The following is a 16,615-nucleotide window of genomic DNA, read 5'->3' as shown; positions in this document are numbered from 1 at the left end:
CATCGAGGCGCTTCTTCTGTGCCTCGATGCGCTTCTTGCTGACGGAGGTGACTGCGCGGTCCTTGTTGTTGTCGAGTTCGTCGAGCTGCTTTTGAATGTATTCGCGCTGGGTTTCTTCGTTGACTCCGATTGCCGTGAACAGGCTTTGGGGCACGATGACCATGTCCCAGTCGGCGGCCGCGGATTGGGACACGAAGCGGCGCCGCCCCTCGGGATTGGTGCCCGCCTCGCCGAGCAGGATTCGGGCCGCTGGATACCATTGGGCGGCTTCGCGGCCGACTTGCTCCACGATGTGGTTCGGAACGACAAACCACGGCTGGGAAACCAGCCCGAGGCGCTTGAGTTCCATCATGCCCATCAGGCACGATCCGGTCTTCCCGGCGCCAACGACATGGTCCAAAAGCACTGTGGGCTCGGCGATTATCCTCGCCACCGCGTCGCGCTGGTAATGGTGCGGCTCGAATTTGTCGGACAGGCCGGGCAGGGTCAGGTGGTCCCCGTGGTGCTTGGGTGCCACGAGGCTGTTGAACCGACGGTTGAATTCGGTGACGAGAATGTCGCGGCGGGTGTCGTCGGCGAAAATCCACTTCTGGAATGCTTGGGTGATCTTCGCGGCTTTAGCCTGGGCGGCCGACGTCGCCTCGAAATCTAGTGCCGGGCCGCCTGTTTCGGCGACAACCTCAGCGGGCCGGTTGACGACAATGGGTTTGGAGTTGCAGAGGGCGTCGAGTATGTCGATGGCGTCTTTGGACTCGGTGCCCCACGTCTCGGTCATGGCGACCGTGCCACGCAGATTGTTGGGGCATTCCACCGACCAGGTGCCACCGACGTGATCGGCGGTGACCTTCTCGGCTCCGAACGTCTCCCGCGCGAACTGGGCGATGTATTTGGCGTCGATCCAGGGCGTGCCGGGGCGAGTCTTGATCTGCGAGGCTTCTTTGTCGCGCGGCATCACCTGGCGCAGCGCGGTCACGTAATCGTCGTAGACGGGGTTGCGTTCGGCGGCATCGGTTGCGGCGACCAGATTTTCGCGCACGTTCCCGGACAGCGCGGTGACGGCGGGGACCAGTTCCTCAGGGTCGTGCAGCGATGGGTACGCCAGGCCTCGCAGTTGCTCGCGCGCGGTGTCCGTGTCGACGTTCAAAAGTGTGGCGATGTAGTCGATGTCGATGCCGCGGCGTTGGTCCATGCTGATCGCCATGGCATCGCTGATGGTGGCGGCGGCCTCGGGGACGGTGCGGGCCGACAGCACATCGACCGAGAAGATCGGGGCTTTGGTGGCAACGCCGGTCAGTTCGTTGAAGATCTCCAGACTGGCTACGTGTGCCCAGCCGGGATCGTCCTTCATCCCGCCGTCAAGGTGGGGCCGGCGCTTGGAGGGTGCGTTGGGTTCTGCGGCCTTTTCCGCCCACTCTTCTTGCAGGTGCTGGGGCACCGGGCCGCGGTAGGGCCGGCCCTCATCGCCTTGGTCTTTGCGCCATTTCTCTTCGTATCGGGCGTATTTCTTGGCTTGCGCTTCCTGGGTCGGCGGGCCCGGGACAATCAGCTTGAATCGGTTGACCGGACCATGCGTGGTGACATAGTCGTCGTAGAGCCGGTTTAGGTGGGCGCGGAGCTGCTCGCGGACTTCCAGCGGCTGGCCAGTGCCTTGGGACGCGACCACCGATTGCGCGGCGTCGCGCAGTTCGATCAGCGAACGTGTTTCGCGCAGACGGGATTTCGGTGTGCGCTGTTCCGCCCATGCGTGGCCGGTCCACCGCTGGATACTGCCGGTGGCCTCGTTGTAGCGCAGGGTGTCAGGGATGGGTCGTTCTGCCCGGTCGGCGGCGGTGAGCAAGCCGGGATCGAATACGGTCGCGTCAACGTCGATCAGCGATTCGGGGGTGGCCGTGAGCCCTCGCCCGAGACTCTGGGCGTGCTCGATGATGGCGCCGAGCCGGTCACGGACCTGCGTGGCGAGCTCGTCGCCGGTAGTCTGCCCCACCACTTTGAGTGTCGCTGATCCGTAGATGCCCTGGCCCAGCGCCACGCTGCCCAGGACGTTCTCGGGGTGGTTGTGGAAGTACTCGTTGATGTTGAGTGCGCCATCGACGTGCTCGGGCTTGAAGACGCTTTCATCGACGAGGTGGTCGACGTCCTCGAGGTCCAGGGGTTCGGTGTCGATCCAGCGCGTCATGTCGTCATCGATCGATGCGTCGATGTCCTTGCGCCGCAACACGAGAATGTCGGTGACAACCTCGGTGCCCGCGACGCGTTTGAAGGCGGTGGACGGCAGGCGCACTGCTCCGACCAGTTCGGCCTGCTCTGCCATGGCCCGGCGGGCGCGGGTGTCCATGCTGTCCATCGTGTAGCGGGAGGTCAGGACGGTGACGTACCCGCCGGGCGCGGTCAAGGCCAAGGCCTTGTTGACGAAGTGGTTGTGGATGGAGAAGCCCTGCGGATTGTGCGCGGGGTCGACGAGGGAGAAGTTGCCGAAGGGGACGTTGCCGACAACGGCGGCGAACGAGGCCGCCGGCACACGGGTGGTCTCGAACCCTTCTGCGCGGATCTGCGCGTTCGGGTACAGCGCTGCGGCAATGGCGGCGGTCATCGGGTCGTTCTCGACACCGACCATCACCGCATCCGTCGGTGCCAGCCCGATGAAATTGCCTGAGCCGCAGCCGGGTTCGAGGACGCGGCCACCGGTGAAGCCGGCCGTGCGGACCGCATCCCACATGGCCTGGGCGATGGCAGGGTCGGTGTAGTGGGCGTTGAGGATGCTGGCTTCAGCGGCGCGGTAGGCATCGGGCCCGAGTGTTTCGCGCAGGTGGTCACGTTCGGCGGCGTACTGGTCGGTTCGGCGGTCGAACAGGTCGGCGCAGGCACCCCACCCGGACCAGGTGGCCAGCACCTCTTGCTCGACCGCGGTCGCGGGTCGGTCTTCGCGGCGTAGACGCTCGATGACGTCGATCGCGGCGAGGTTGGCTTGGATGCGGGCTTTGGTTCCCGACGGGACGCGGATGTCGGTGCCGGGCCGGAACTGGATGGGTGCGGCACCGACCGGCGCCGGCGCTGCGGCGGCTGGGTGTGCTTGTGCGGTCTCGGGTTGCGGTGTCGGGCGCGATGACGTGTCCGGGGCGGGCGGCACCGGGGCAGGTGGTGCGGGCGTGGACGATGCCGTCGACGACGACGCAGCAGGGATGGGAGCGGCCGGGGGTAGGAGTGTCGGGGTGCTGGTCCGCTCCCCCGGCTCGCTAAAGAGCTCTCCGACAAGGGGTTCGGGTCCGGCGGCTGCCTCGATGTAGGCGCGGCCGGTGGCACTGTGGAACTCGGCGGCGTCCTCGTCGCGGGTGAACAGGTCGTAGCCGCCGAGCTCCCGTACGGTCGTGAGCGCGGCGGCCAGGTCGTCGGCCTGCTCGAATCCGGTGACGGTGTTGGAGGCGAGGTCGGTGTAGACGATGCGGTAGCCCCGCGCCTGCGCGGCCGGCGCAGGGGTGGTGATCGGCGGGGTGGCCCGTGGTGTCGGCGGCGTCGCGGCGGCAGGGACGCGCGGCGGGGGCAGCGGTGCGCCACCGGGGTCGATGCTGCGGGGGTCGGTGGGTTGGTCGAAGTCCTCGAACAGGGAGAGCTGGGGCTCGCGTTCTACTGCTCGGGATACCCGTCGGCCGCCAGGTCCGCGTACACCAGCGGTGCCAGTTCCGCTGCCAACCGATGCTGGGGGCCGTCCGGTACCGGGAGCTGGTCCTCGATCCGGGCGATCAGTAGGTACGCCGCCTTGATGCGGAACATCACCGAGAAGTCCGGGTCCGGCCACACCATGTCCGCCAGGGCGTCGATCTGCTCCCCCGGTTCGGTCCGGTAGCGTGCGTCGTTCCATCGCAGATTCCACGGCACCTGGCTGGCCGGCACCGGCTGATGCAGCGGCGGGTCGACCGGCACTGTCGGCTCCGGTTCCTCCCGCTGCTCGATCAGGTCGTACAGTTCCTGGCGCACGATCAGTTCCCGGGCGTTCTGCAACGCGGTCTGCCGCAGCCGGACGGTGGTCAGGTAGTCCGGGTGTGCTCCCTGGCGTTCGGTCCAGTTCTCGATCGAGGTGCTCGCCAGCTGGTCGGACAGTTCGGCGGCCATCCGGTCCAGTCGCGCCGTCTCGGCGACCAGGTGCCGTTCGGTCTGTTCGGGGGTCCAGTCCGCCGGTAGGGGCAGCCACCTCGGGTACACGTCGTTGACCGCCTGGCGCATCCACTCGGTCACGGGTGTCGTCGCCTTCCTCGATGCTGAACAAATCCGGCTGGTTGATGTTGTCCCTGCGCGCCATAGCGTTCTCCCGGTACCGCTGGTCATGAGTTCTCCTCGTGATCTGCGGCATCGACCGGGATGGTCGTGCCCGTGCCCGGCGCCACCGTGGTGGTCGCCTGTGGTGTGCGTCGCTGGGACGCGGTCGTCGTCATGATGGCGACGGCGATGATGTTGTCGGGGTGCTGGCGTGGGCTGGTCTGGGTGAGCCCAAATCCTCGACAACCAAGTATGCCTGGGTCAGTGCTTGGTCGATGTCCTTGATCTGTTGGTCCAGGGTGAGTTGCTGCCGCTCGGCGCGGGTTTTGAGCACTTTGAGTTTGTCGATCACGGAGGTGACCGGGACCAGCGCGGGGTGCGGCTTGATTTCGATCCTGCGGTTGACGGGGGTGCCGCCTTTGAGTGTGGCCAGCGCGGAGCCGGGCTCCCACATCAGGTGGGTGTCGAGTCGCTCCAGGGTTTCCGGGCTCGTCTGATACCCGCGTTTGCCGAGGGTGGCCAGGGTGGTGCGGCCGGGTCCGCCGACGGCGGCGAGCCGGCTTTTGGTCATCTGGAGTTCGAGGAGCCGCTTTTCGATCCAGATTCCGAGGTTGTCGAAATCGTCTTCGGCGTCGGGGTTGATCACCGGCCGTGGGCGCTTGCCGACCTGAGTCTCCCGGGGTGTCGGCATGGAGCCGAACATCACGGCGTGCGCTGAGCCTGACTCCCAGGAGCACAGTTCGTCGAGTTTGGACAGCACGTTGCGGCCCGGAACTCGAAGCTCTTTGCCGTCCCCTTTTGGTTTACCGAGCAAATTGAGCGTGGAGCGGGACACCAGGCCAAGTTTGCTGGCTTCGAGTTGGCTCATCCCGAGTTCGCGGAGCCGGTCGTTGACGAACTGTGCCAGCCGGGCCACATCAGCTTTGACGCTGCTGCTGGCCAGCATTTCCACGTGGTTTTGGGTCAGGCCGGTGCGGGCCACGACCTCGTCTACGGGGTGGCCTTCGCTGAGCAAGGACCGTGCCAAGTCGACTGCGGCATCCTCGTCTAACGGCGCGGCGGTGATGGTCGGCCTCCTGGTCTAACCGGTCCGGTGGTCCCCCGTTCACAGGGATAGTACATGTTTCAGTATGGCACTAATAGAGCAACAGCGACACGCCCGCAACACAGTGGTGTTTACGGAAGTTAAGCAAATGGGGCGGGATTGCAAGACGCGTGTGATCTGGTGTGGCCCGTGGGGCGCCTGGGGCGCAGGCCGAATGCTCGGGCTGAGCGAAGTTGCTACAGGCCCTGATCGTAGCTTTGCGCGCGCGATTTGGGTGGCAGAAACTCTGTGGGGACGGTGAGGTCACTGGCTGGCCGGCTGATCTGCTCGAAGACCGGGACCATCCACTCGTGGGCCGGCTCGGTCTGCGACATATCCGGGCAGGAGAACGCGGCCCGTTGAACGAATACCTCGCGGGGAATCGCACTGTAGTCCAGTCCCCGTCCGGCCTGGGCCGCGACGGCGTTCATGAAAGCGCGCGTGGCGCGGCCCGTGCCCTCGCGGAACGGGTGCGCGTAGTTGATCCAGCAGTACGTTTGCGCAGCCCTGTCAGCGAACTGCGCGTCGTCCAGGTCGGACCACTTCGTCTCGGCGACGATGGTGGCGGCGCGGTCAATGCAGGCGGTGATCTTGTCGGTGCTGGCGAAGCTGCTCCACTTGGACACCTCGACCTCACGGAATTCGCCGGCGAACGGGTACACGTCCTGAAAGAGCCACCGATGCACGCCGCGCAGGTGCTCGGCGTCGAAGGTTTCCGGTACCGGGGCCTGACCCTGGGCGAGCTCCATCCCCCGGCTGTAGACGAAGTGGTGTTCGAGCCGTTCCAGTTCAGCGGCGTCGCGGATTCCTAGGTGGTTGCGCAGAACGGTGGTGCCCGGCCAGAAGTAGTCGTTCCACTGCACGAGGACGCGAAAGTGAGGTGGCCTCTACCGATGCGCGTCGTGGCGCACGCTGGCGAGCAGCTCGGCCCGGTACTGGTCGCCGGTGATCTTCCCGGTCGCCAGGTCGGCGAGTCGAGCCACGGACTCGAGGTCGGGTGTGTAGCCCTCGATCGCGCCGCTGACGACGGCGTCGTGCACGAGGCGGCGTTCCTGGGGTGGCAGGGCGGCCAAGATGCCCTCGTAGGTGTCCGCTACCTGCGCGCTGGTGGTCGCCGGGGTCATGTCACACAGTCTACCTGCCGGCGGTGACAGCCACTCCCCCATTTTCGGTCTGTGACGTGCGCATTTGCATTCCTGGTACGCGCGCTGGGCGAGTGGAGCGTGCGTGGCTGGCGCGCTCGTGACCGTGCGGTGACCAGCGGTTTTGTCATTGTGAGCTGCGTCATGGTGTCGCGTCCAGGACGTGGATGAAATGGGTCCCACCCTTCGGTCGGCGGGCACGCGATCCCTGACCTGCGGTTTTCCGGCGGCCCCGCCGCGGCCGTATGGGCAGCCTATGTGGGGCATCACTTATAGGCCACCGTCGATGCGCAGCAACCGAGCGGTATCACCTACTCCCCTAACTGGGCACCATCACATAGGGCATCATCATGGCCTGTTAATTGGGTCCTTTGTGATGGTCTGCTGTTGTACAACAATGCAGGTCAACCATATGGGTCAGATGCATGGTGCAATGCATGTTCACACTATGGGTGCAATGCATGTCGCCATGGCATGGTAGCCAGCCATGGGCAACACACTGTGTGATCAGTTACCGGGCTAAGTCAGGTAGCCGCAGTATGCTCATTGCACCTAGCGGAACATTGTGAGTAGGCAATGTATAGGTGTGTGAGGGCGACGGGTTGATGTACTTCGACACGGGCAGGTGTCGGAGTGAATCAGTGCATGCAAGGGACGTAGAGCAAGCATGTAGGTATCAGTTTGGGAACAACATCACGGTCACATGTGCGTGTACAGAGACAAGCGCAACAGTCATATGGCACACTCATAGGCATCAGTCACATGACACAATCACTGAACACCAGTGATGCACACGGTTATTGTTCAATGACGGCTAACAATGCTGGTTATGCCGTTACAGCACCGCAACGACGTACCCATATAGGAAAGGGCCTCTGACGTGCTTGTTATCGGAATCTTCAACCAAAAAGGTGGTGCGGGAAAGACCACTGTGGCCGTCAACTTAGCTGCCAGTCTGTTGTGGCTAGGTAAGGTTCTACTGCTCGACATTGATCCACAGCGGTCCGCATCATTCTGGGCAAAGCGGGTAGGGGATAAGGCCGGGTTCGATTACACAGACAGCACCGATCCGGACATTCTGGACCAGCTGCGGAAGCTTCAGAACTACGCCGTCGTGGTTGTAGATACGCCGGGGTCGCTGGAAGGTGCGGACGTTCTGAACACGGTTCTTCCGAAGTGTGATGTAGCGATTCTGCCAACCGAAGCGTCAGCATTGGGCTTTGATCCGCTGCGGCGTACGGCCAAACTGGCTGAGAAGTGTGGCGTTCCGTATTACGCATTGCTCAACCGCGTGGAGCCACGCGCCGACGAGTCGGACACCAAAGCAACCCGCGAGATGCTCGATGCGATGTCCATTCCGTACATGGCATCGCGCATCCGGTCGTACAAGATTCACTCCCAAGCAGTGCTTGAGGGCAAGGTCGTCAACCACATGGGATGGAGCCGATCGGCCCGTCACGTAAAGGAAGACTTCGAGAAATTGAGCCGCGAAGTGGTGGCCGTATCCGGTAAACAGAGTGTGAAGGCGTAGAGCGATGGCGAAGGTTTCACTGAAATCACTGGTGTCCGAAGACGATGACGAGCAGCCCGAACAGTCGCCTGCCGAGGCGCCAGTTGAGGACACCACTACATCCGTCACAGTGACGAATCCTGTTGGGGCGGTAGGACATCCGGCGCCCAAGTCGCGGGGGAGGGCTCCGCGCGGTCCGGTCAAAGCGATCGCCACCGTGTACACCGTGGACCCGATATTTCAGCGTCTGCGACAGCACGTGGCCGCCCGCAAGGTCGGTGGGGAAATCGTCTCCTACGGCGTGGCGACCCTGCTCGCGGTACAAGCCAACGCGGAGGAACTGTCCCGCTACTGGACCGAGGGGCCGGGCGCCGGCATCGTGGACCTGGACGACGACGACATGTTCGGTGTGGCCGTCCGCAAGGCCAGGCCGAAGAAGGTGCCGTGGCAGCTGCACGGCGCGACGCCCGAGCAGGTCGAAATCCTGGACCGCTTCGTCGAGCAGTGGGGTGCACCCAGTCGCTCGGAGTTGGTGGAGGTCGCGCTGACGATGTATTTGGGAACAGCGCGCCGTATCCGCCGCCACGCCCGGTAACGGAGCTGTCGTCGACTGTTCGGCGTCGCCGAGGCCGGACAAGGTGCATGCTCTGCGCGGCTGACCCGCGCGACGATATGGTGAACGACATTGCTACGAGCGCGTCCACCGGGAGGTGAGGACCATGGCTGAGGGTGTGCACGGCGATGTGACTCGGGTCGGTCATGACCTACGAACCGGTACATACGTGACCGTCGGAACGTTGGCGGGGCACACGCTCAAGTCCAAGGTCGCCGATATCGACCTCAAGCAACTGCGCGGGTCGAAGTCCATCGCGGCCAGCCACCTCGCGCGCAGAAAGCGTCCGATTCGTGGATGGAAGCGCTCAACACCAGCACCAGATTCGGCGCCGCGTCCGATCGTGTTCGCCGACATCCCTGTCGAGCTCTCGCGTGGGGTTCAGGTCCCTGCTGGCCTGACCCACGTAGTTGTCTGGCCCACGGGTCACGACGCCGCGGTGGCCGACCTGCCGGCGAACGTACAGGAATACACCAAAGCGCTACTGGTGCAGCTCGAACTGAAACTCCAAACCCGGCTGAGCGCGATCGACGCGGCCGATATCGACCTGTCGGCGCTCGGGCCTGTCGACGAGCTCGCCGAATCCATGATGTCTCAGCTGCCGGCGAGTCACGCGTTCGACGAGGCGATCGGGCCGTTTTACGACGAGGCCGGTGCTGCGAAGCGGATGCACGTGTCCGCAGATACGTTGCAGGCACGGGTGCTGCGCGATGAAGTTCTGGCGTGCCCCACAGCCGAGGGCGACGTGGTGTTTCCGACGTTCCAGTTCAACGCCGATGGCACGGTGCTACCGGGGCTGGATGCTGTCCTGCGCGCGCTTGCGGCGGGCACCAAGGATCGGTGGCAGGTCGCCTTGTGGCTGAGTACGCCCAATGAGCAGTTGAGGGGCCTACCGCCACGAGTGGCGTTGAAGACCGGCGCGTCACAGGCGGTGCTGAAGGTTGCTGAGCAGACTGCTGAGCGCTGGTGCCACTAAGGCGCACGGGCTTGGGGCTGCGCAAGCCTCCCGCGGACATCAGTGGGTTCCCCACGAAAAGAGTTCGCAAAGGCACGGCGCTATACCGCGCACACCACAAAAACTACGGGCCGTGGTGGTTTTCCAGTGACGATGGTGGCCGCTTCAACCTCGACCCGCCGGCGGGGACCTGCTACCTGGCGATGGACGAAGAGACCGCGCTGCGTGAGCGTCTGGGCCGCGGCATGCTCAAGCGCGGCGTCGTGTCCCAGGGGTGGGCCGATGAGACTGTCGTGTCCAGGGTGAGCGTGCACCGGGGTGGTCAGGTCGCCAACACGTGTCACCGCGAGGCAACCAACCACGGCATCACCAGGGAAATCGCGACCTACGCCCGTACCGGGTACGGGTTGACCCGTATGTGGGCGCGGCGGTTCCACGCCCTGGGCCTGCGCGGTGTCCTGTACGAATCCCGGTTCACCACCATCACCGCGGCGAATGCGTACGCGCTGTTCGACGCGGCCGGACCGAAGGCTTGGCCCGACGATCCGGCGCCGGCAGCCGGCGTCGACGCGTGCTTGCGGGCCGGGCTCCAGGTCATCGCCCTTCCATCGGTCACAGCGTTGCGGATCGTCCCCACGGCGTAGCGCACGATCAGCGCCCACAGCACCTCGGCTCGCCTTACGCCGTGGTCACGATGCGCGCACCGAGTAGGTCGGTGACCAGGTCTAGTGCTTCGCGGTGCTCGTCGACCTCCGGTGGCCCGGTGGCCATGGCGGTGGACCAGAAGCTCTGCTCGGCCGCCGCGTCGGCGGGCTGGGCCTGGGCGAGGGCTGCCAGCGCCGCGGTCTCGTGGTCCTGTTCGCGTTCGTCGAGCCAGCTACGCCATTGGGCACGTTCATCGCGGTAGCGGGCGATGCGGTCGTCACGGGTGGTTTGGGTGTCGTGGGCGGCGGCGAGCGCGTCCAGGGTGGTCGGGCCGGCGGCGACGGTGCCGTGGCCCGTGCGGGTGATCAGGCCGACGATTTGCAGGGCGGTCATCGCTTCATCGCCTGCTGTCGCTGAGACCGCCGCCGCAGCGTAGATGTCGGCGCGGCGCGTCAGCCCGTAGTGGGCGACGAGCTCATAGATGCGGCGGCGGGCGTGGCCGGCGATCGACCAAGCATCGTGGACGGGTTCGATCCTGACCCGGTCAGCCCAGGCGTCATCGAGCGTGATCCCGTGCGGCGTGGTCAACGCGTAAGTGTCAGCCTCGGTCCCGACGTGGGGGCGGGTGAGGATCAGCGGGGAGCCGACGCGGTCACGCAGGTCGCGCAGTACCCGCCACACGGCATCCTCGCTGAGCAGCCCTGTGGCGAGCGAAAGGTTGCGGCCGCCCACTGACACCAGCCAGCTCCCGTTGATCTGCTCTCCGCTGGTGTAGGCGTGCCAGGCGAGGGTCTGGAGAACGGCGTGCACTGTCCAGCGTGAGCGCTTCCCTCGGTACTCCACGTCTGCCCACGCCATCGCGTGGGCCAGCCAGCGTCGCAGCGCGGGCGGCCCGAGGGGGCCTAGAACCTCTGTGCCCCCCTGTGTGTACTTCTTCTTGTGCTGCGCATGGCGGTGTTTGAGGACATTGGTGCAGAGCCAGGTCAGGGCTTTGGTGAAGTCCCGTGCCAGGGCGTTGTCGCGCCCGTGTTTGTACCGGCTGTAGGCGGTGCCGAGTCCGGTCTCCCAGGGGCCTCCTGGGGCGATGAGAGCGGCGAGTGTCGTTTGGCTGTGCCCTCGAGCGATGGCGGCGACGACGACGGCCATGCGGGCTTCTGAGGTGCTGTCCCATTGGCGTTGGCCGGCGGGCATGTGACCGTGCTGGGCGTAGGCGGTGATGTCGGGGTCGTAAGGGTCGGTGCGCACGTATGCGGGGGCGAGGGTGCGGTGCTCGCCGTCGCCGACGCAGTAGGTGGTGACCTCGCGTCCGCCTGCGTGGGGGGCCTTGATCGTTGGGCCTGGGGTGCGGGATTTGACCGCGCCGAGCAGCTCGTAGAGGCGGGGGAGCAGCTGGGGCGCCGATCGGGTGGTGAAGGCCTCGATCGCGGCCGCCAAGGGTCCGTCGAGCTGGCGGTAGCCGCCGGTCTTGGCGGGCGTGCCCGGGACGGACAGGCAGCCCGACCGGGGGTTCGTGTTGGGCGTGATGTCCAAGCTGGGCAGGCGGGCGGCGAGCAGCCGGGTGAGGTGGTTGATTTCGGCTGCTGAGGCCGTGGTGCCGATGGCCAACGGGCACAGCAGGTGGCGGCCGCCGGGGGACCGGTCGGTGACCACGACGCCGCCGCAGCGGGTAAGCCATTCAGCGGCGGTGGCCATGTCCGCGTCGGCGGCCTCGGATCCGGCGCGTTTGTTATCGAAGTCCAGGGCAAGTACGAGGGTGCGTGCCTGATTGGTGAACAGGTACGCCGCGGCCGGTCTGCTCGGTAGTCGCGCGGATAGGCGGCCGGTGTCGCTGAAACTGTCGGTGTCGGCGTTGTACAGGCGCACCGTGCGGCGACCGGGGGCACTGATCAGTGGCGCGAGGGCCTGCCAGACCTTTTCTGGGCGCTCCGGAACCGGCTGTGCGGCAGCGGTATTCGCGGTGGCCATCAACCGAACCGATGGTTCGAGTCGTGGCAAACCTCAACTGGCGGTTGATACGCCTGTTGAGCGTGGGGCGCAGGGTGCGCCAGCGTGGGAGTGTCCACGCGCACCGGGGCCGTTAACCAGAGGTCAGCGGGTCCCGGGGTAAAGGTTTGAACACGGTAGATGCACAACTTCGCGAATGTTGCTGTTCCTTTTTCGCGAAATGCGCTACCGTGAGACTTGCCGTTCAAGCAAATCCCTTCGGGATGTGGGTGCGGAGAACCCAGAGCCGAGCGCCAACTCGACTTGAACTCTCTAGACCTGGCCCCGCCTCGGCGGGGCCTTGGTCGTTCAGCGGAGAAATCCGCACCCGCTATTCAGATGTCACATCTGCCCGTCCCACGGATCTAGTTGGGGGCCGGGCGGGGTGCTACATCGCCAGCGGCAGCGCCTCCTTGCCAAGGTTGAGTTCGCGCACCAGGTTCGGGTAACCCAGCAGGTAGCAGCAGATGTCGGCCAGCAGCGTCGGACGGGTGGTGCCGCGGCGCTGGTAATCAGCGATCACCATGTCGGCGACTTCGCGCGGCGGCCGGACCTTGACGTGGGGGCCGATAAGGCGTCCCTCTGCGCTCAATGCCCTTGTGGCGGTGCGGCTTTCGAATAACACCTGCTGTGACAGATGCCGCATGAGGTCGGGGCGGTCGTAGTGGTAGCAGACGATGTCGGACAGGATCGCGGACCGGTCGGTTGAATGATCGGCCGCGACCGCATCGGCGGTGTGCAGCACCGCGATGGGCAGGGGAGCGGTCATGATCGCGCGGTCGCCAAGGGAGGGTCGACCCATGCGAGCTGATGCAGTCATGGCAGTGATCCTGCCTCGGCGTTTTCCGGAAAGTGACTCGACACGCCGGGATGCGCGACGTGGATCGTATTCCTCACGCTGAAATCCCCCTGGATATGGCCGAAGCCGTGGTGCGGGTCTAGCTGATACGAAGCCGTTGCGCTCAAACCTTGCGCACTCGACGAGTGATGCTACACACTAGGCAATGAGTAAACGCAAGTGCTGCAAGCTGTTGTTGTATACCTGTGATGTCGAAAAGGAGTGGGGATGTCGGAACCGATCACCCTCGATACCGAGGCCACGCACCAGGCTGTTCAGGCCTGGCGCGACTACGGAGACCAGGTGCAGGCCCACGGCCAGAAGCACCACATGGACATTGACGATGTCCGCGCGACGGTCGGTGACGCGTACAGCCCGTACGTGGATGCCAAGCAAGCCGAGTTGCAGGCCAGGCAAGCCGCCTACGCCCGAGTCGCGGCCAACGCTCATGGTCATGCGCAGCGGCTGTCGAACACGGCCACGATCTTCGAGGCGACCGACGATGACTCCGCAGCGCGGATGGGCGCCATCGTGGCCGGTGGCGCGGAATCCAATGGGACCCAAAGCATTCGGCCGGTGAGCAACAACACCGTCAGCGACGAGGAAGCCCGGTTGAACATGGAGAATATGCAGCGCATCGCCAGCTCTGATCTTCCCGGCGCGGGCATGCAGTTCTAACGGTTCCCTCTGGTCAGCGTGCGCCCGACCAGCGACTATTACCAGGAAGAAACTTTCGAAAGGGGTCAGAGATGTCGGAACCGATTTCTCTCGATAGCGAGGCCGCCAAACAGGCGGTCCAGGAGTGGCATGACTATGCCAACCAGGTGCAGGCCCACGGCCAGAAACACCACATGACCCTCGAAGAAATCCGCGCCGCCGTGGGCGACACCTACGCCCCGTTCGTCGCGGCGAAGCAGGCGGAGATGGAGGCCCGCGAAGCGGCGTACGCCCGAGCGGCGGCCAACGCTCGTGGTCACGCACAGCGGCTGTCCAACACAACCACCATCTTCGAGACCACAGACGATGAGTCCGCAGCGCGGATGAACCGCATCCTGGACGCGTAGCCTGCGATTATGGACTTGAAGGTCGATCCGGACGGTCTACGCGCCGACGGTGCTGCTTTGGCTCACTCAGCAAGCCAAGGCGGGACCGTCGCGCCCTGCGCGGCTGCTGCATCCGACACCGTCTCCACCCACCTTGCCGACATGCTGACGACGTGGACGCAGTCATTGCACACGCTGCTGGACCATGCCGGGCAATTGCGGGTAGCCGGCGGGCTGGCGCTGTCCGGCACCGCAACGGACCTGCAATCCATGGACGACACCAATGCCCACCACATCTCCAACGTGATCAACGGTGCGGGATCGGTCCCTGCCTCGACACCCAGCGCACCCGCCGCGTCACCGCCGATCATCCCGGCCCCCACGCTGCCGACGCTGCCGACGCTCAATCCTCTCGCTCCGATGACCGGCGAACAGGTCTCAGCCCTGGTGCACGCCGGGCCAGGACCGGCCAGCCTGCGGGCGTTCGCCACCCACATCCGGACCATGGTCGCCCCGGCGGTGATCACCACCGCGCAGGACGTCCGCAACTCCGGGCAGTCGGTTCACAACCACTGGGATGACGGCAAGACCACCGCGGCCCAGAAGGTCGGCGCGCACGCTGACTGGCTTGAATCGACCTTGCATCCGAGCTTCATGTCGGTCGCGGCCGCCGCGGACTCGGCCGCCGAGCACACCGACACACTGATCAAGAACACGCCGACGCCGCAGGAATTCACTGACCTGCACCAACGGCTCAACGTGGCGATGGCGAACTACCGGGCCACTGGCGGCCGCAACGCCGCCCAGGTCGCGTCCCTGCAATCCGATCTGGCCAAGAAGCAGTCCACCGCGCTGGCCAGCTACGAGACGTTCGCGGCCGCGGCCCCGGCCACCACAGCCGGCGCGGCACCGCCGGCCCCGGCGCCGCCGATCGTGCACGCGGGCGGCCAGGTCGAGAAGCTCAACCAGACGGCACACCTCAAGCAGGATGGTCCCGGCCACGGCCAGGCCCAACACGGTCACGGCCCCGGCGACGAAGACTCGCCCGCGCCGACCAACGCACCCCCGGGAACCCCAACAGGCAGCCCGCCCGCTGCCGCCCCCCTGGCGGCCGCGGCAGCCGACCAAGCTGCTCCCGGCATGGTCGCCAACATCGCCGGCATGATCATGGGCGCCGGGACAGGAGCGGCCGGGCAGGTCGCGGGCAGTCTTCACGGGCTGACCTCGTCACCCATGTCAGCGCTGTCGAGCTTGTCGTCGCTTCCCGGTCTGGGAGGCATGCCGCAGATGGAGCCCCCCCAGCTACCGGGCGGGCCTGGGGACGGTAACGGCGGTTCACCCGAAGGCGGCCCGTCCGACTTCGGCACCGAGGGCACCGGCCCCGCGTCCGACGGTGGGGGTGGCGGCGGGGGCGGGGCCCCGCCGTCCCGCCCGAGCCCTGCCGTTGGCCCACCGGTTGGCAGCGGCATTACCGCAGGCACGCCGGGAGGCGGCAGCACCAGTGGTGGCGGCCCCGGGGCGGGCGGCATGGGCATGATGCCGCCGATGATGGGCTCCGGTATGGGCGGCAAGAACGAGGAAGGCCGCAAGTCAGACGACCATCGCCGCGTCGTACTCCGGCCGGTCGCCAACACCGAGCCGGTGTTCGGCGAAGTCCGTCGCGAACGCCGCGAACGCACCGAGCGAGACAAGAAAAAGACCTAGCAAAACCAGGGGAGTTGCGTTGCAGCGCAACGCATATCAGAGAGGGAGACACAGGACATGTCCACACGGACCGAGCAGATGTCATCAATGATCGACAAACTGTTGGACAGCGTTTACGAGTGGGAAGACAAGGTGAACGCCTTTACCGCGACCAGTGAAATCGACGACGAAATCGTCGTGACGCACGACGGGCGCGGCCGTCTGATCGGCTGCGACATTCCGCCCGGACTCCAAGAGCAGCTGTCCACGGAGGAATTCGAAGAGGCAATGAATGAGGCCATCGCCAGGAACGCCAAGCGTGCATACGACGGCATCCAGGCACTGGCCGCCGAGTTCCGAGCGCAGTGGGCCAACATCCCCGAGGAATTCGCCAAGCACCCCGTCGCGGCCGAATTTTCCGAAGCGCTGCGCGGCGCGAGCTAACACCCTCACTGTCGCCGCTGAAAAATACGTCCGGCAGCGTCGGTGCAGGCAGTTACCATTTCTATACGAGCAGAAGGGGAGGGAAACAGATGGACGCGATCCACGCCGATGTTCCGCAAGTGGAGTCATCCAGTGGGGGCTGGTCCTCCATTGTTCCTTCCCAGGAGGGCATTCACCCGGTTCCGACAACGGGCCTGGATGTGCTGTCGGGAGCGGTTTCCGGCGCGGTGGCGGCGTGGCCGGCGGTCCATGAAGAGTTTGTAGCGGGCCGCGTGAACGCCGCAGGCCACTTCGTGGCCGCCAACGGCGGCACCGTCGCCAACATCACCACCACCGAGGCAACCAGCACTGCACAGATCAACGGGATTGAGGTTTAGAAGATGGCCACTCACTACACGCACCCGTCGGTCCTGTCGCCATACCC

The 16,615-nt window shown here is 65.4% G+C and carries 15 protein-coding genes; 9 read left to right on the top strand and 6 right to left on the bottom strand.

Annotation, left to right across the window (positions count from 1 at the left end):
- Positions 1-3,621: 3,621 nt before the first annotated feature.
- The 4 genes from A7G45_RS32170 to A7G45_RS32155 all read right to left on the bottom strand — a co-directional run bounded on the left by A7G45_RS32170 (position 3,622) and on the right by A7G45_RS32155 (position 6,459).
- Positions 3,622-4,230 (bottom strand): hypothetical protein, encoded by a 609-nt coding sequence (locus A7G45_RS32170; RefSeq protein WP_260943518.1) that lies wholly within the window; start codon positions 4,228-4,230, stop codon positions 3,622-3,624.
- Positions 4,231-4,423: 193 nt separating this feature from the next.
- Entirely contained in the window at positions 4,424-5,278 is an 855-nt protein-coding gene (locus A7G45_RS32165; RefSeq protein WP_260943517.1) for a hypothetical protein, read from the bottom strand.
- Between the two features lie 254 nt (positions 5,279-5,532).
- The gene (locus A7G45_RS32160) at positions 5,533-6,198 is read right to left on the bottom strand and encodes a Fic/DOC family protein (protein ID WP_260943516.1); all 666 of its coding nucleotides are present in this window, start codon (positions 6,196-6,198) and stop codon (positions 5,533-5,535) included.
- Between the two features lie 24 nt (positions 6,199-6,222).
- Positions 6,223-6,459 (bottom strand): antitoxin VbhA family protein, encoded by a 237-nt coding sequence (locus A7G45_RS32155; protein WP_260943515.1) that lies wholly within the window; start codon positions 6,457-6,459, stop codon positions 6,223-6,225.
- 898 nt (positions 6,460-7,357) lie between these two features.
- Here A7G45_RS32155 and A7G45_RS32150 point away from each other — a divergent pair.
- The 4 genes from A7G45_RS32150 (at position 7,358) to A7G45_RS32135 (ending at position 10,199) form a co-directional block, all read left to right on the top strand.
- A complete protein-coding gene (locus A7G45_RS32150; protein WP_260943514.1) occupies positions 7,358-8,008 on the top strand; it encodes an AAA family ATPase in 651 nt (216 codons plus the stop codon).
- 4 nt (positions 8,009-8,012) lie between these two features.
- Entirely contained in the window at positions 8,013-8,582 is a 570-nt protein-coding gene (locus A7G45_RS32145; protein ID WP_260943513.1) for a hypothetical protein, read from the top strand.
- Between the two features lie 124 nt (positions 8,583-8,706).
- Positions 8,707-9,576: a hypothetical protein gene (locus tag A7G45_RS32140; protein ID WP_260943512.1), complete on the top strand. Its 870-nt coding sequence runs from the start codon at positions 8,707-8,709 to the stop codon at positions 9,574-9,576.
- Between the two features lie 11 nt (positions 9,577-9,587).
- Entirely contained in the window at positions 9,588-10,199 is a 612-nt protein-coding gene (locus A7G45_RS32135; RefSeq protein WP_260943511.1) for an RES family NAD+ phosphorylase, read from the top strand.
- A gap of 34 nt (positions 10,200-10,233) precedes the next feature.
- On the opposite strand, the gene A7G45_RS32130 is transcribed toward A7G45_RS32135, so the two are convergent.
- Together A7G45_RS32130 and A7G45_RS32125 are read right to left on the bottom strand one after the other, a co-directional pair.
- Entirely contained in the window at positions 10,234-12,165 is a 1,932-nt protein-coding gene (locus A7G45_RS32130; RefSeq protein ID WP_260943510.1) for a hypothetical protein, read from the bottom strand.
- Positions 12,166-12,571: 406 nt separating this feature from the next.
- On the bottom strand, positions 12,572-13,003 hold the full coding sequence (locus tag A7G45_RS32125; protein ID WP_260943509.1) for a hypothetical protein: 432 nt from the start codon (positions 13,001-13,003) through the stop codon (positions 12,572-12,574).
- A gap of 246 nt (positions 13,004-13,249) precedes the next feature.
- Here A7G45_RS32125 and A7G45_RS32120 point away from each other — a divergent pair, with 246 nt between their 5' ends.
- The 5 genes from A7G45_RS32120 (at position 13,250) to A7G45_RS32100 (ending at position 16,568) form a co-directional block, all read left to right on the top strand.
- Positions 13,250-13,699, top strand: a complete 450-nt coding sequence (locus A7G45_RS32120; RefSeq protein ID WP_260943508.1) for a type VII secretion target — start codon at positions 13,250-13,252, stop codon at positions 13,697-13,699.
- Between the two features lie 71 nt (positions 13,700-13,770).
- Entirely contained in the window at positions 13,771-14,085 is a 315-nt protein-coding gene (locus A7G45_RS32115; protein ID WP_260943507.1) for a hypothetical protein, read from the top strand.
- 9 nt (positions 14,086-14,094) lie between these two features.
- On the top strand, positions 14,095-15,768 hold the full coding sequence (locus tag A7G45_RS32110) for a hypothetical protein (protein WP_260943506.1): 1,674 nt from the start codon (positions 14,095-14,097) through the stop codon (positions 15,766-15,768).
- A gap of 87 nt (positions 15,769-15,855) precedes the next feature.
- Positions 15,856-16,191 (top strand): hypothetical protein, encoded by a 336-nt coding sequence (locus tag A7G45_RS32105; RefSeq protein WP_260943505.1) that lies wholly within the window; start codon positions 15,856-15,858, stop codon positions 16,189-16,191.
- An 89-nt stretch (positions 16,192-16,280) separates the two neighbouring features.
- The gene (locus tag A7G45_RS32100) at positions 16,281-16,568 is read left to right on the top strand and encodes a hypothetical protein (RefSeq protein ID WP_260943504.1); all 288 of its coding nucleotides are present in this window, start codon (positions 16,281-16,283) and stop codon (positions 16,566-16,568) included.
- Positions 16,569-16,615: the final 47 nt, after the last annotated feature.

Source organism: Mycolicibacterium llatzerense (genome assembly GCF_025331195.1).
GTDB lineage: Bacteria > Actinomycetota > Actinomycetes > Mycobacteriales > Mycobacteriaceae > Mycobacterium > Mycobacterium llatzerense.
This window is presented reverse-complemented; position numbering and strand designations above follow the sequence as displayed.

Excerpts from the sequence above, each read along its gene's own strand:
- A7G45_RS32110 (WP_260943506.1), top strand. The coding sequence starts at position 14,095 with ATGGACTTGAAGGTCGATCCGGACGGTCTACGCGCCGACGGTGCTGCT.
- A7G45_RS32120 (WP_260943508.1), top strand. The coding sequence starts at position 13,250 with ATGTCGGAACCGATCACCCTCGATACCGAGGCCACGCACCAGGCTGTT.
- A7G45_RS32115 (WP_260943507.1), top strand. The coding sequence starts at position 13,771 with ATGTCGGAACCGATTTCTCTCGATAGCGAGGCCGCCAAACAGGCGGTC.
- A7G45_RS32125 (WP_260943509.1), bottom strand. The coding sequence starts at position 13,003 with ATGACTGCATCAGCTCGCATGGGTCGACCCTCCCTTGGCGACCGCGCG.
- A7G45_RS32145 (WP_260943513.1), top strand. The coding sequence starts at position 8,013 with ATGGCGAAGGTTTCACTGAAATCACTGGTGTCCGAAGACGATGACGAG.
- A7G45_RS32130 (WP_260943510.1), bottom strand. The coding sequence starts at position 12,165 with ATGGCCACCGCGAATACCGCTGCCGCACAGCCGGTTCCGGAGCGCCCA.
- A7G45_RS32100 (WP_260943504.1), top strand. The coding sequence starts at position 16,281 with ATGGACGCGATCCACGCCGATGTTCCGCAAGTGGAGTCATCCAGTGGG.
- A7G45_RS32155 (WP_260943515.1), bottom strand. The coding sequence starts at position 6,459 with ATGACCCCGGCGACCACCAGCGCGCAGGTAGCGGACACCTACGAGGGC.
- A7G45_RS32140 (WP_260943512.1), top strand. The coding sequence starts at position 8,707 with ATGGCTGAGGGTGTGCACGGCGATGTGACTCGGGTCGGTCATGACCTA.
- A7G45_RS32105 (WP_260943505.1), top strand. The coding sequence starts at position 15,856 with ATGATCGACAAACTGTTGGACAGCGTTTACGAGTGGGAAGACAAGGTG.